This window comes from Streptomyces sp. NPDC030021 (assembly GCF_055574035.1).
This window is the reverse complement of record NZ_JBVIAH010000015.1, coordinates 150,671-164,230: the sequence shown is the minus strand read 5'-3', so window position 1 is coordinate 164,230 and position 13,560 is coordinate 150,671. Positions and strand designations below refer to the sequence as shown.

Annotated in this window: 13 protein-coding genes; 8 read left to right on the top strand and 5 right to left on the bottom strand. The window is 70.7% G+C overall.

Annotated elements, in window-relative coordinates; genetic code table 11:
- The first annotated feature begins 12 nt into the window (after positions 1 to 12).
- Both ACZ4YL_RS27635 and ACZ4YL_RS27630 read left to right on the top strand, forming a co-directional pair.
- Entirely contained in the window at positions 13 to 708 is a 696-nt protein-coding gene (locus ACZ4YL_RS27635; protein ID WP_386391030.1) for a response regulator transcription factor, read from the top strand.
- Positions 709 to 715: 7 nt separating this feature from the next.
- Positions 716 to 2,191: a sensor histidine kinase gene (locus tag ACZ4YL_RS27630; protein ID WP_468120219.1), complete on the top strand. Its 1,476-nt coding sequence runs from the start codon at positions 716 to 718 to the stop codon at positions 2,189 to 2,191.
- On the opposite strand, the gene ACZ4YL_RS27625 is transcribed toward ACZ4YL_RS27630, so the two are convergent.
- Both ACZ4YL_RS27625 and ACZ4YL_RS27620 read right to left on the bottom strand, forming a co-directional pair.
- Positions 2,173 to 3,129, bottom strand: a complete 957-nt coding sequence (locus tag ACZ4YL_RS27625; RefSeq protein ID WP_468120218.1) for a TAXI family TRAP transporter solute-binding subunit — start codon at positions 3,127 to 3,129, stop codon at positions 2,173 to 2,175. The two genes, ACZ4YL_RS27630 and ACZ4YL_RS27625, sit on opposite strands and share 19 nt — an antisense overlap.
- 1,131 nt (positions 3,130 to 4,260) lie before the next feature.
- The gene (locus tag ACZ4YL_RS27620; RefSeq protein WP_468120217.1) at positions 4,261 to 4,467 is read right to left on the bottom strand and encodes a hypothetical protein; all 207 of its coding nucleotides are present in this window, start codon (positions 4,465 to 4,467) and stop codon (positions 4,261 to 4,263) included.
- A gap of 295 nt (positions 4,468 to 4,762) precedes the next feature.
- On the opposite strand from ACZ4YL_RS27620, the gene ACZ4YL_RS27615 reads away from it, so the two are divergent.
- Together ACZ4YL_RS27615 and ACZ4YL_RS27610 are read left to right on the top strand one after the other, a co-directional pair.
- Positions 4,763 to 5,905: a Fic family protein gene (locus tag ACZ4YL_RS27615; RefSeq protein ID WP_468120216.1), complete on the top strand. Its 1,143-nt coding sequence runs from the start codon at positions 4,763 to 4,765 to the stop codon at positions 5,903 to 5,905.
- Between the two features lie 39 nt (positions 5,906 to 5,944).
- Positions 5,945 to 6,085, top strand: coding sequence for a hypothetical protein (locus tag ACZ4YL_RS27610; RefSeq protein ID WP_468120215.1), 141 nt, complete (start codon positions 5,945 to 5,947; stop codon positions 6,083 to 6,085).
- Between the two features lie 317 nt (positions 6,086 to 6,402).
- Here ACZ4YL_RS27610 and ACZ4YL_RS27605 read toward each other — a convergent pair whose 3' ends face one another.
- Positions 6,403 to 7,281, bottom strand: a complete 879-nt coding sequence (locus tag ACZ4YL_RS27605; RefSeq protein ID WP_468120213.1) for an undecaprenyl-diphosphate phosphatase — start codon at positions 7,279 to 7,281, stop codon at positions 6,403 to 6,405.
- A 48-nt stretch (positions 7,282 to 7,329) separates the two neighbouring features.
- On the bottom strand, positions 7,330 to 8,058 hold the full coding sequence (locus tag ACZ4YL_RS27600; protein ID WP_468120211.1) for a TVP38/TMEM64 family protein: 729 nt from the start codon (positions 8,056 to 8,058) through the stop codon (positions 7,330 to 7,332).
- A gap of 49 nt (positions 8,059 to 8,107) precedes the next feature.
- Here ACZ4YL_RS27600 and ACZ4YL_RS27595 point away from each other — a divergent pair, with 49 nt between their 5' ends.
- The 4 genes from ACZ4YL_RS27595 to ACZ4YL_RS27580 all read left to right on the top strand — a co-directional run bounded on the left by ACZ4YL_RS27595 (position 8,108) and on the right by ACZ4YL_RS27580 (position 12,171).
- On the top strand, positions 8,108 to 8,824 hold the full coding sequence (locus ACZ4YL_RS27595; RefSeq protein ID WP_468120210.1) for a DNA alkylation repair protein: 717 nt from the start codon (positions 8,108 to 8,110) through the stop codon (positions 8,822 to 8,824).
- A gap of 276 nt (positions 8,825 to 9,100) precedes the next feature.
- Positions 9,101 to 10,282, top strand: coding sequence for an elongation factor Tu (gene tuf, locus ACZ4YL_RS27590; RefSeq protein ID WP_382539479.1), 1,182 nt, complete (start codon positions 9,101 to 9,103; stop codon positions 10,280 to 10,282).
- A 142-nt stretch (positions 10,283 to 10,424) separates the two neighbouring features.
- Positions 10,425 to 11,279 carry a patatin-like phospholipase family protein gene (locus ACZ4YL_RS27585; RefSeq protein WP_468120208.1) on the top strand — a complete coding sequence of 285 codons (855 nt, stop codon included), beginning with the start codon at positions 10,425 to 10,427 and terminating at the stop codon, positions 11,277 to 11,279.
- 100 nt (positions 11,280 to 11,379) lie between these two features.
- Positions 11,380 to 12,171, top strand: a complete 792-nt coding sequence (locus ACZ4YL_RS27580) for a spermidine synthase (RefSeq protein ID WP_468120302.1) — start codon at positions 11,380 to 11,382, stop codon at positions 12,169 to 12,171.
- A gap of 60 nt (positions 12,172 to 12,231) precedes the next feature.
- On the opposite strand, the gene ACZ4YL_RS27575 is transcribed toward ACZ4YL_RS27580, so the two are convergent.
- Complete coding sequence (locus tag ACZ4YL_RS27575) at positions 12,232 to 13,548, bottom strand: MFS transporter (RefSeq protein ID WP_468120206.1); 1,317 nt, start codon at positions 13,546 to 13,548, stop codon at positions 12,232 to 12,234.
- Positions 13,549 to 13,560: the final 12 nt, after the last annotated feature.

Sequence of the window (13,560 nt, the reverse complement as noted above, 5' to 3'; positions counted from 1 at the left end):
CGGGAGGACGCGTTGCGCATACTCGTCGTCGAAGACGACAACCGAGTCGCCGAAGCCCTCGCCGGCGCCCTGCGCCGCAACGGCTACGACGTGCAACGCGCCGCCAACGCCGCGCAAGCCCTCAACGCACCCCCCGTCGACCTCGTCCTACTCGACCTGGGCCTGCCGGACCGCGACGGAATCGAGGTCTGCCGGGAACTGCGAGCCAGAGGCGGCGTCCCCGTCATCGCCGTCACCGCCCGAGGAGGCGAGCCCGACCGCGTCCGCGGACTACGCAGCGGCGCGGACGACTACGTGGTGAAACCCTTCGGCACCGCCGAACTCCTCGCCCGCATCGAAGCAGTCCTGCGACGCAGCATGAACCACCCCACCCACCAGGACCGCCCCCTCACCCTCGACGGCCTCGAAATAGACCTCGCACAGCGCACGGTCACCCTCGACGGACAACCCGTACCCCTGACGCGCAAGGAGTACGACATCCTGGCCGTACTGGCACGCGCCGGCGGCGCCGCCGTAGCCCGCGATCAAATCCTGGTCGAGGTATGGCAAACCACCTACGACGGCATGTCACGCACCCTCGACGTACACCTAGCCACCCTCCGCGGCAAGCTGGGTCGCACCGGAAGCCTCGTGCGGACAGTCCGCGGCTTCGGCTACCGCCTCACCATCCCCGACCCCACCCCGCCACCCCCGGCGACCGGCCCCTGAGCCCCCCATGCACCGCCGCCTCCTCGCCATCGTCTGCGCCCTCGTCGCCGGCCTCATTCTTGCCCTCAGCGTGCCCCTGGTACGCACCACTGCCGAACACACGATCCAGACCTCCTTCACCGGCCGTGTCCAGGACACCGCCTGGTTCGCCGACATGGCCGCCACCGCCCTCGAAACAGGACGCACCAGCCGCCTCGAAGCCGCCGCCACCCGCTACACCCACCTCTACGACTCACAAGTCGCCATCGTCGACGCCGACCGAGAAATCGTCGTCGCCCCAACCCCCGTCAACCTGAAAGAACCCCACGTACGCTCCGCACTCCTCCAGGCCCTCGCCGACCGGCCCCCCGAACAACCCACCGTCGTCTGGCCATGGGACAACCGCCCCTTCATCCACGCCGACGCCATCAAACGAGACGGCCACATCCTCGGCGCCGTACTGATCATCTCCCCCACCGACCGAGCACGCTCCGAGGTCGCCGACTACCTCACCTTCGTCATACTCGGCAGCCTCACCGCCCTCACCATCGTCCTGATCGCCGTCGCGACCCCCATCGTCCGCTGGGTACTACGCCCCATCCACGAACTCGACCGCGCCACCCACGAAGTCGCCCAAGGCCGATTGCAAACCCACGTCTCAGACCGGGCCGGCGCCCCGGAACTGCGCCGCCTCGCCAACAGCTTCAACGCGATGGCCGACAGCATGCACGCCTCCCAGGAACAACAACGCGCCTTCGTCGCACAAGCCTCCCACCAGCTACGCAACCCTCTGACCGCGCTGCGGCTGCGGGTGGAGAACGTAGAAGACTATGTGAACGACCCCCAGGGCCTTCACGAACTCCACAGCGCGGTCGAAGAGGCCGACCGATTCGGCAAAATGCTCGACGGACTGCTGCGCATGGCCAGAGCAGAAGCCTCCGAAGCAGAACGAACCCCCATCGACGTATCAGCCGTCGTCACCCACCGCGCCGACGCCTGGCGAGCCGCCTTCGACGCCGAAGGCATCTCCCTCACCACACGGATACCCACCAACATCAACGCACTGTCCCTGCCCGGCTGCCTCGATCAAACACTCGACGCCCTCCTCGACAACGCCCTCAAGTTCGGCGACGGCTCACCGGTGGACGTCTCCGTGACCCGCACCCCCGCCCCCCGCGACGACGACACCGCCAACCGGCGCAGCACCGCGGACGAGGCATACGACCGGGTAGAGGTGACCGTACGGGACCAAGGCTCCGGACTGACCGCGGAGGAACTCTCCCAGGCGGGCGGAAGATTCTGGCGCAGCACACGGCATCAGAACATTCCCGGCACCGGCCTCGGACTCGCACTCACGCGAATCCTGGTCGAAGCCGGAGGCGGCGAACTTCACCTGGCCTCGGCGCAACCCCACGGACTCACCGCAACCGTACGACTACCAACTGCCCCCCACCCCCACGACCACCGCCTGAACCCGGCCACCCCTCAAGGGTGCGACTCCTGATACCAGCGGGCCGCACCCGGATGCAGCTCCAACGGATCAGTGGCGATCGCCGACCGCCGATCCAGCCGCCGAGCCTCCGGATGCGCCCGTATCAACTGCGACTGCCCATCGAACAACAACCGCGTCAGCCAATACGCCTCCGACGCCGGCATGTCACGACGCACAACCAGGAAGTTGGGCACGCTCACAGTCGTCACCGCGCTCTGCGCCCCATAGACCACAGAAGGAACCGTGGTCTCGGTGTAAAGCTCCCCATACGACCGGGTGAGCTCCCCGACCACATCACCCAGGTCCACCAACCTGATCTCGGTGCCACGCCGCAGCTCCGTGATCGCAGCCGTCGGCAGACCCCCACTCCAAAAGAACGCATCAATCCGCCCCGCGGCCAGAGCTGCCGCGGACTCGCGCACATCCAGCCGCAGCGACGTCACATCCTTCTCCGGCGAAAGCCCCGCAACCTTCAAAACGCGCTCGGCGATCAGCCCCGTACCCGACCCGTCAGAACCCACCGACACCCGCAGACCCCGCAGCGCCTTCACACTGCGCACCGGGCTGTCCGCACGAACAACGAGCTGTACATAGTTGTCGTACAACGCAGCGAGCGCCACGACGGGCAGCGGCCGGGAGAAAGGCGGATGCCCGGCCACGGCGTCAGCCGCGGCATCCGCCAAGGCGAAGCCCACCCGCGCCTGCCCGCCATCCACCCTACGCAGGTTGTCGACGCTTCCACCTGTGTGCACAACCTGGGCCGAGACACTCGGCAAACGCCGCCCGATCACCTCGGCGTAGCCGGCCCCGTACTCCGCGTACACCCCGCCCGGGTTGCCAGTGGCCACAACCATCCCACCGGACGGACGATCCGGCACGTCACTTCCCGTGCACGCCGTGGCCGACAGCATCACGGCGAGCGCAATGGCGAGCAGACGTGCCACCCACATGGGACCAACTCCCTCAACAGCGCACCGCCGGCTCGGGACACAGGCAGGGACACCGAGACAGCCGCCTGAAACAGACTATCGCTGCTTTGCGCCTCCAACGGGGACGCTGCTCTGCTTCGACCCCTTTCCGAGACGGTCGGAACCGTTCTGACTTCTGTGCCGCTCTGGTATGAGCCATCAGACAGACGGGCCTCGTGCCCATCGAGATGGGGGCGCTGGCGGTCGTTACCGGGCGGTTAGGCTGACCGAGCATCGTGCGGAGTACTCATCCGAGCGTGGACTGCACATGTCCCGGGAGTCCGTGCGGCGCTGGGTGAGAGTACGAGATGAACGCGGCCCAGGTGGCGGCCGTACACACGGACGAGCGGGAAGAACTGCACAGGAGGAGGGCGGAGAGCAAGGGCGCCTGCGTCGGGGCGACGAGGTCCTGAAGCCCGCGACGATTCTCTTCGCCCGGGAAACGCGCCCCCGAAACCGCTGATCGTGGCCTGCGCCGATCGGATGCAGGTCACCGGGTGTGCCGTCGAGTCGATGCTCACCGCCGTGAAACAGGCGGGGCTGAAGATCACGGCACGAACCTTGCGGCCTGGTGAGCCCCAGTCGGCCCGCGAACCGGGTCGCGGCCCGGACCCCGGCCGAGCTCGCTCGAGGACGCGCCTTTTCGGTTGCCCTTCACCGCCAACGGGAGCTCCCGAAGGCCTATATGGCTGGCACGGAATGCCGGCTCTCGTCCGCCGCACCTCTGTCCGAGGCGCGTTCGGCGTCGTCGACCGCGCCATGCGCTCCCTCCGTCCGCGGCGCCTCGGATGTCTCTTCCGCTCCTAGCTAGGTTTGTACAGCAGTCTGATAAGTCGGCACCTGCCGGCCGACCTGCCGGCCGACCTGCCGGCCGACCTGCCGGCCGACCTGCAGGGCGCGCTTGGCCGCGGCGACGGGCGTAGTTTGGAGGGACAGGCGACAAAACACGCGCCCCGTTCCGCAGCGGCCTCGCACGGTTCCCCGCGGGGCCTGGCCGGACCCTCGCCGTGTGGGCGCCCGCCTCTCGCCCCGGGCGGGGGCTCCTCCGGACAGTTCCGTCGCCCCTCTCAGATTGACCGCCTTCTCCTCAGTAGCCTGACGCGTCGACTGTGTTCACGGCCGTGTGGACAGCAGCTGTGGGACGCGGCTGTTCTGTCCGAGCCACGCGGCGACGTCCTTGTCGATGTACTCGACCAGGCGCAGTACCTCGGCTTGGGCGGCGGGGAGGGTGAGCCGGCGGCCGTGGCCACGACGGTCGGTCTGACCGGGCAGGGGAACGCCACGTACGGCGCGCCGGGTGGGCAGGCTGGCCGAGGTCAAGCGGCGGTGAGCCAGTCGTGGTAGGCGTCTGCGAGGTCGTCGTCGCGGCGTGTGCCGCGTTCGCTGCAGGAGATCACTGCTGGCCAGACGCCGAAGTGTTCGGCGACGGTGGTGAGGGTTTTTGGACTGGCGTGCCGGGCGGAGGTCGGAGACGTCCGGGACTGTGACTGGTGTCGTGAGGTAGCGGAAGACCTCCCGGGCGATCGCCCGCTTGAGCAGGCTGCGTCTCTGCAGGTTGGCGTGGTCAGCGCTCCCGACCCCTACCGGAATGATAGGTAGCTGGTATCATTGAGTCATGCTGTATAAGACTCCCGCGCTCGACGCCGCGGACCTCAAGGTTCTGCACGAGGTTGACGGCCTGCGCGAGCGCCTGCGTGACGCGGTGCAGCAGGCGCCGATGAAGTGGACACAGGATCTGCGCAAGGCGCTGACCGCGAGCGCGATCGCGGCCTCGAACACGATCGAGGGCTACCAGGTCGACGCGAAGGACGTCGCCGACCTGATGGACGGCGAACGCGAGGTCGACGCCAGCGAGGAGAACAAGGCGGAGACCCTCGCCTGCCAGCAGGCGATGACGTACATCCAGTCACTCCACGACGTCGCCGACTCCCGGTACAGCAAGGAACTACTCAACGCGCTGCACTGGATGCTCCAGGGCCACCATCACCCGCTGCGCACCGCCGGGCAGTGGCGCAAGACCTCGATCCGGATCACCGCGCCCGGCGACGAGCTCGCCACCGACTACGACGGCCCCGACCAGGAGCTCGTGCCTGGCCTGATGGCCGAGCTCGTGGACTGGCTCAACGACGGCGACACCGAAGCGCACGTCCTGATCCGGGCGGCGATGGCGCACCTGAACCTGGTGAAGATCCACCCGTGGTCTGACGGGAACGGCCGCCTGTCCCGCTCCCTGCAGACCCTGCTGATCGCCCGCGGCGGTGTACTCGCACCTGAGTTCTCCTCGATCGAGGAATGGCTCGGGATGCCCGGCAACACCTGGGAGTACTACAAGGTGCTCCGCGAGGTCGGCGGTCCGGTGTACTCGCCCGAACGCGACACCCTGCCCTGGATCAAGTTCAACCTGCGGGCCTACCACGAGCAGGCGCAGCGGGTGCAGCACCGGGTCGACCGCTCGAACCAGGTCTGGATCGAGCTGATGGAGCACGCCGACGCCAACGGGATCAGCGAGCGGCAAGTGACTGCCCTCCACGAGGTCGCGATGGTGGGCCGGGTGCGCCGCTCGCGCTACGAGCGGCAGGAAGCGATCAACACCCAGCAGGCAACCCGGGACCTGCAGGCCCTCACGAAGGCCGACGTCCTCACCGCGATCGGGCAGACGAAGGGACGCCACTACGTGGCCGGCCCCCGCTTCCCGCAGAACGTCATGGCGACCTCCCGCCGACCGCACCGCATCATCAACCCCTACGCCACCGCATAGCGCCAAGGCAGCTGGGCTCGGGCTGATCGAACTGCGGCGATGAGCGTCGCCGAACACCTCGGACTCGGCAACTGGACCAGCTCCGGCAAGCTCATGGGCCTGGCCGACTACGGCAACCCCGACCGCTACACCCTCGACTTCCTCACCGCCCGCGCTGGCGGCTCGTCGAGAAGGAGCTGAGCGCCGTGATCGTGACGGCCGCAGTGGCACTTGCCACCATCAGCCCGGACCCGGAGAAGGCGCTCGCCGGCCGTGTCCAGGGCCTGCTGGCGCGCCTCAGCCTCGACTGACCTGGGCCGGCCGCCACGCGGAAGGGCCCGCACGGACGTGCGGGCCCTTCCGCGTGATCCCCTACTTTGCGGACGCACACGTCCTAGTGGGGTGTATCCCGCCTCCCCGGTGGGAGATGAGTGGGAGACAAGTGGGAGATGATCATGGCGTGGTGCTGCAATCAGGCGCTAGGAAATGCTAGATAGCGCGACCTGTACGGCCCTGGTTCAGCCTCCGGATTCGCCCGCGTGCGGGCTCAGGACACCTGCTCCCACCAGCACGAACAGCAGGATTCCGAGCAGGATCCGGTAGATCACGAACGGCATGAAGCTCTTCGTAGTGATGAATTTCATGAACCACGCGATCACGGCGTAGCCCACGAAGAAGGCGATGACCGTCGCGAAGATCGTCGGACCCCAGGAGATGTGACCCGGGTTCTCCATGACGTCCTTGATCTCGAACGCCCCCGAGGCCAGCACGGCCGGGATCGCGAGGAGGAAGGAGTAACGGGCCGCGGCCTCGCGGGTGAAGCCGAGCAGCAGACCACCGGAGATCGTCGCGCCGGACCGGGAGACGCCGGGGATCAGGGCCATCGCCTGGCAGACGCCGAAGATCAGACCGTCCTTGACGCCCAGCTGCTGCAGCGTCTTGCGCTCACGGATCGCGCGGTGCCGGCCGCCTTCCTCGTCGCGGGCGGCCAGCCGGTCGGCGACGCCGAGCACGATGCCCATGAGGATCAGGGTGGTGGCCGTCAGCCGCAGGTCGCGGGCCGGGCCCACGATCGCGTCCTTGAAGACCAGACCGAGGACGCCGATCGGGATCGAGCCGACGATCACCAGCCAGCCCATCTTGGCGTCCTGCTCGGAGCGCAGGGCCTTCGTGTACAGGGAGCGGAACCAGGTGGAGACGATCCGCGCGATGTCCTTGCGGAAGTAGATCAGCACGGCGGCCTCGGTGCCGATCTGGGTGATCGCGGTGAAGGCCGCTCCTGGGTCGTGCCAGCCGGCGAACGCCGCGGTCAGCCGCAGGTGGGCGCTGGAGGAGATCGGGAGGAACTCCGTAAGCCCCTGGACGAGACCGAGGATTAGGGATTCGAACCAGCTCATGTCGGGGTGCGCTCGTCCTTGTGATCGTCGGGCAGTTCGCGTCCGATGCTAGGGCCCGTGCGAAGCGGCGCTGAACACAGGGGGGTGCTGGGGCACCAGTTCGGTCACTCGATCCTCGGTTCGAGGGGGTGCCAGACGGTGTCGCTTGCGCCATCCGAAGACCGCGCCGCCCACCACGGAGACGACGATGAAGCCGAACGAGACGAGGAACGCGGGCGATCCGGGCGAGGAGGCACTGGCGCCCGCGATCACGTACGCGGCGGTGTTCGGGACGACCCCGATCGACGTGGCGAGGAGGAAGGGGCCCCAGCCGCACCGCGACACCGCAGCACAGTAGTTGGCCACCACGAACGGCAGTCCGGGGAAGAGCCGGACCGCGAGCATCGAGCGGAAACCGTGCCGGCTGAGCTGCCCGTCGGCCGCCTGGAGCCAGCGCCCGCGCAGGAACGGCCGCAAAGCCTCCTGGCCCAGGATCCGGCCCAGTCCGAAGGAGATCGCGCCGCCGAGCACCGTGCCGCCGACCGCCGCGACGAGGCCGAACTGGGTGCCGAAGACGGCTCCCGCGGCCAGATTGAGCAGGGGGCGCGGCACGAAGGCGGCCGTGCACACACCGTACGCGGCAGCGAACAGCAGGACCGCCATGCCCACCGGGAGCCCCGGGGGCCAGCCCTCCGAGAGGATGCGCTGGGGCTCGTACAGCAGCACGCACACGCCGGCCGCGACGAGCAGCACGACGAGCACCGACAGCCGGGTCCACGGCGCGAGGAGGAGGGACATCCCGGGAGACTAGCCCACGTATACGGCGGGGCGCCGTAATCTGGGCCTCATGCTGTCGAACGACCGGCGACCCCCGCGAGTTCCCCGCAGCGCCCTCGCGGACACCCTGCTGGAGCGGCTGCCCGGAGCGTACGGGGCGGCCGCCGATCCGGTACGGGCCCGGGCCATGGCCGCGTACATGAAGGACGTCGCGCCCTTCCTCGGCATCCCCACCCCGCTGCGCCGGGAACTGTCGAAGACCGTGACCAAGAACACCCCGGAACCGACCGAGACGGACTGCGCGGCGCTCGCGCTGCGCTGCTGGCTGCTCCCGGAGCGCGAGTACCAGTACTTCGCGGTGGACTACCTGCGCCGCCACGCCGCCCGCTGTTCCTCCGGCTTCCTGCCGGTGGTCCGGCACCTGATCGTCACCGTCCCCTGGTGGGACACCGTCGACCTGCTGGCCGCGCACACGGTCGGCCCGCTGGTGGCCGCCGACCCGGAACTCGCGGCCGTGATGGACGAGTGGATCGAGGACGAGAACCTCTGGCTCGCCCGCACCGCGCTGCTCCACCAGCTCCGCTTCACGTCCGCCACCGACACCGGACGGCTCTTCGCCTACTGCCGTCGCCGGGCCGGCCACCCGGACTTCTTCGTGCGCAAGGCCATCGGCTGGGCCCTGCGCGAGTACGCGAAGACGGACCCCGGAGCGGTACGCGCCTTCGTCGGGGCCGAACGCGGCTCCCTGGCCCCGCTGTCCGTGCGCGAGGCGCTCAAGAACCTCTGACCACGCCGTAATTCGTTCGACGTGCCCCGGAGCGTCCGGCAGGATCAGGGGCATGAACCGGTATGCCTTCCTCGCAGCGCGGTCCGCAGTCGCGGACGCGCCGAAGGCTGCCGCGACCGCAGGCGCACCGGCAGGCGCACCTGCGTACGCACCCGTCTTCGCCGCATTCGACGGCGCACGAAGCTGACCCTTCCCGGATCGTCCGGCGGACCCCGCAGGGGGAGGGTCGGCTCGACCTCGGGGTCCCGTTCCAGCTTCCAGACACGGGAATGAATCATGGCCAAGACGGCCTTCGTGCGCACCAAGCCGCACCTCAACATCGGCACCATGGGTCACGTCGACCACGGCAAGACCACCCTCACCGCCGCCATCACCAAGGTCCTCGCCGAGCACGGCGGCGCCTCCTTCGTGCCCTTCGACCGCATCGACCGGGCCCCCGAGGAGTCCCGGCGCGGCATCACCATCAACCTCACGCACGTCGAGTACGAGACCGACACCCGGCACTACGCCCACGTGGACATGCCAGGTCACGCCGACTACATCAAGAACATGGTCACGGGCGCCGCCCAACTCGACGGCGCGATCCTCGTCGTCTCCGCGCTCGACGGGGTCATGCCGCAGACCGCCGAGCACGTGCTCCTCGCCCGGCAGGTCGGCGTCGACCACATCGTGGTGGCGCTCAACAAGGCCGACGCCGGGGACCCCGAGCTGACCGACCTGGTCGAGCTGGAGGTCCGCGAGCTGCTCACCGCGCACGGATACGGCGGTGACAGCGCGCCGGTCGTACGGGTCTCCGGACTCGGGGCGCTGGAGGGCGACCCGCGGTGGACGGAGGCGATCCAGGCGCTGCTGGACGCGGTGGACACGTACGTACCGACCCCGGTGCGCTACACGGACGCGCCGTTCCTGCTGCCGGTGGAGAACGTGCTGACCATCACCGGGCGCGGCACCGTCGTGACCGGCGCCGTCGAGCGCGGCACCGTACGGCTCGGGGACCGCGTGGCGGTCCTCGGCGGCGACGGCGAGCCGGCCCTGACGGTCGTCACCGGGCTGGAGACCTTCGGGAAGCCGATGGAGTCCGCCGAGGCCGGGGACAACGTCGCGCTGCTGCTGCGCGGGGTGCCGCGCGACGGCGTGCGCCGCGGGCACGTGGTGGCCGCGCCCGGCAGCGTGACGCCGCAGCGCCGGTTCACCGCGCAGGTGTACGTGCTCTCCGGGCGCGAGGGCGGCCGTACGACACCGGTCGCCAGCGGCTACCGGCCGCAGTTCTACATCCGCACCGCCGACGTGGTGGGGGACGTCGACCTGGGTGAGGCCGCCGTGGCCCGGCCCGGGGAGACGGTCACGATGACCGTCGAGCTCGGCCGGGACGTCCCGCTGGAGTCGGGGCTCGGCTTCGCGATCCGCGAGGGCGGTCGGACCGTCGGCGCGGGGACGGTGACGGCGGTACTGGGGTGACGGCCGTATCGGGGTGACGGCCGTATCGGGGTGACGGCCGTACCGGGGTGATCCGGGCCTGATCCGGACCCCTCTGTGGTGGCGGTGGCCTGGCTGCGCCAGACTGCCGTCACCACAGGCATGAGCGGAGGGGCGGGCGGAGATGAGCGCGGACACGGCACTGGTGCTCGGCGGCGGGGGACTGACCGGCATCGGCTGGGAGTGCGGAATCCTGTACGGCCTCGCCCGCGCGGGCGTGGACCTCACCACCGCGGACCTGGTCGTCGGCACCTCGGCCGGTTCGGTGGTCGGGGCGCAGCTCACCTCCGGACTGCTCAGCGCGCAGGAGCTGTACGAGCGTCAGCTCGGGGACCCCGCCGGGGAGGCCACGGCGAAACTGGGAGCCGGTGCCCTCGCCCGGTACGCCGTCGCGATGGCGCGCTCGCGCACCGCCACGGCCTACCGGCAGCGGGTCGGCGCCATGGCGCTGGCCGCCGACACCGGCGCCGAGGCCGAGCGGCGCAAGGTGCTGGCCGCCCGGCTGGTCTCGCACGAGTGGCCCGAGCGGCGGCTCGTCGTCACGGCGGTGGACGCGCTCAGCGGTGAGCTCAAGGCGTTCGAACGGGGGAGCGGCGACGGGCTCGTCGACGCGGTCTCGGCGAGCTGCGCGGTGCCCGGGGTGTGGCCGCCGGTCACGGTCGGCGGCCGCCGCTTCATCGACGGCGGAATCCGCTCCGCCACCAATGCGGACCTGGCCGCCGGCTACGCGCGCGTGGTGATCCTCGCCCCGATGTCGCTCGGCTCCGGGCTGGTCCCCTCGCCGTCGGCGCAGGCCGAGCGGCTCCGGGAGGCGGGCGCGCAGGTCCTGCTGATCACCCCGTCGGCGGCCGCCCGCAAGGCCTTCGGGCGCAACGTGCTGGATCCGGCGCGGCGGGACCCGGCCGCCCGCGCGGGCCTGGCGCAGGCCGAGGAGCACGCGGGGGAGACGGCGGCGGTCTGGTCGGCCGGGGCCGCCTGAGGTCTGTTCGAAGCCCGCCCGGCCGCTGCCGGACAATGGAGCGGTGAGCGACGAACAGATCCCGGTCGTCCGGGACGTGGGCCAGGGCACCGCCAAGCTGATGCCGGACGTGGACCGGGACCGGGCCTGGCTGCTGACCGTCGACGGGGCGCCGCAGTCGTACGTGGACCTGGACGATCCGCAGCACCTGGAATTCGAGTACGTACGCCGCCTCGCGCACGTCCTGGACTGCGCCGCCGAGCCGGGGCTCGCGCTGGACCTCCTGCACCTCGGCGGCGGAGCGCTCACCCTGCCGCGCTACGCCGCGGCCACCCGGCCCGGCTCCCGGCAGACGGTCGTCGAGTTCGACGCGGGTCTGGTCGACCTGGTGGCCGAGCACCTGCCGCTCGCGGCGGGCTCCGGTGTCACCGTGCACACTGCCGACGCCCGCGCCTGGCTGGAGGCGGCGCCCGCGGCGAGCGCGGACCTGGTGGTGGCCGATGTGTTCGGCGGCTCGCGGGTGCCGGCGCAGCTGACGTCGGTGGAGTACGCCCGGGCGGCCGCGCGGGTGCTGCGGCCCGGCGGGCTGTACGCGGCGAACCTGGCCGACGGGGCGCCCTTCGACTTCCTGCGGGCGCAGGTGGCGAACTTCGCCGAGGCGTTCGCGGAGCTGGCGCTGATCGCCGAGCCGGCGGTGCTGCGGGGGAGGCGGTTCGGGAACGCCGTACTGCTGGCCTCCGACACCCCGCTGGAGGTGGGCGCGCTGGCCCGCAGGTGCGCGGCCGACGCGTTTGCCGCCAGGGTGGAGTACGGGGACGGGCTGGTCCGGTTCAGGAAGGGCGCGGCACCGGTGGCCGACGCGGACGCGGCCCCTTCCCCGGCGCCGCCGGAGGGTGCGTTCAGCCTGGGGTGAGCGGCTGGGGTGAGCGGCTGGGGTGAGCGCCTGGGGTGAGCGGCCTGGGCCGACGGTGCGTCAGCGGCCGGCGGCGTCGGCGGGGGTCTGCTCGGCCGGGGCCGCGGCGGCCCCGGTGACCGTCTTGACGTGGGCCTTGCGGGTCATGCGGCGGACGTCCGGGACCAGCAGGACGAGGGCGGTGGGCACGACGACCAGGACCGCGCAGCCCCACAGGGCCTGGGTACGCCCGAAGGCCGATTCGGCGGGCCCGGCCAGGGCGGTGGCCAGCGGAAGCATCGACACCGAGCCGAACCAGTCGTAGGCGGTGACCCGGGAGAACTTCTCCTCCGGGATCTCCTGGTGCATCGCGGTCATCCAGTTCACGCCGAAGACCTCGATCGCGGCACCGCTGACGAACATCACCACGCACAGCCCCCATACGGGCAGCGGCACGGCGAGTCCCGCCGAGGGCAGCGCCAGCGGGAACACGCACAGGGTGCCGACGAGCAGCAGACGGCGCGGTTTCCACGTCATCATCAGGACGGCCCCGGCGATGGTGCCGACGCCGAAGAAGGCCAGGGCCACGCCCCAGGGCGCGGGCCCGCCCAGCTGGTCCCGGGCGACCAGCGGTCCGTAGACCGCGTCGGCGGCGCCGACGACGGCCACCACGACGGAGAACTGGAGCACGATGCTCCACAGCCAGGGGCGGGTCCGGACCTCCACCCAGCCCTCGCGCAGATCGGCCAGCAGGCCGCCGCCGGGGGCCCGGTCGGGTACGTGGCTGACGTCGAGGAAGGTCCGCAGGGCGCCGGCGACGGCGAAGGCCGCCGCGTCGGCGGCCAGGACCCAGCCCGGGCCCACCGCGGCGATCATCGCTCCGCCGAGGGCCGCGCCCCCGATGCCGGCGCCGTTGATCGCCATGCGGAAGAGTGCGAACGCCCGGTTGGAGTGTTCGCCGGAGACGGTGGAGAGCAGCATGCCCTCGGCCGCGGGATTGAAGAAGGCCGTACCGGTGCCGCACAGGGCGGTCAGCAGCATCATCTGCCACAGCTGGGGTTCGCCCGCGAGGACGAGGACGGCGAAGGCGGCCTGCGAGAGGCAGTTCAGGACGTTGGCCGCGACCATCACGCGATGGCGGGGCAGCCGGTCGGCGATGGCGCCGCCGATGAGCAGGAAGAGGACGAGCGGCAGCGTGCGGGCGGCCGCGATCAGGCCCACGTCGCCGACGGACCCGCCGGCCTGCATGACCGCGAAGGCGGCCGCGATGTGTGCTCCGTGGCTCCCCAGGTTCGTGATGATCGCCGCACCTGTGAGCAGGCTGTAGTTGCGGCCGGCCCACTCGGGCCGGCGGCGGTTCGCGGGCGTACGGGGTGCTGCGGTGCGGGGAGAGCTCACCCCGGGACTATC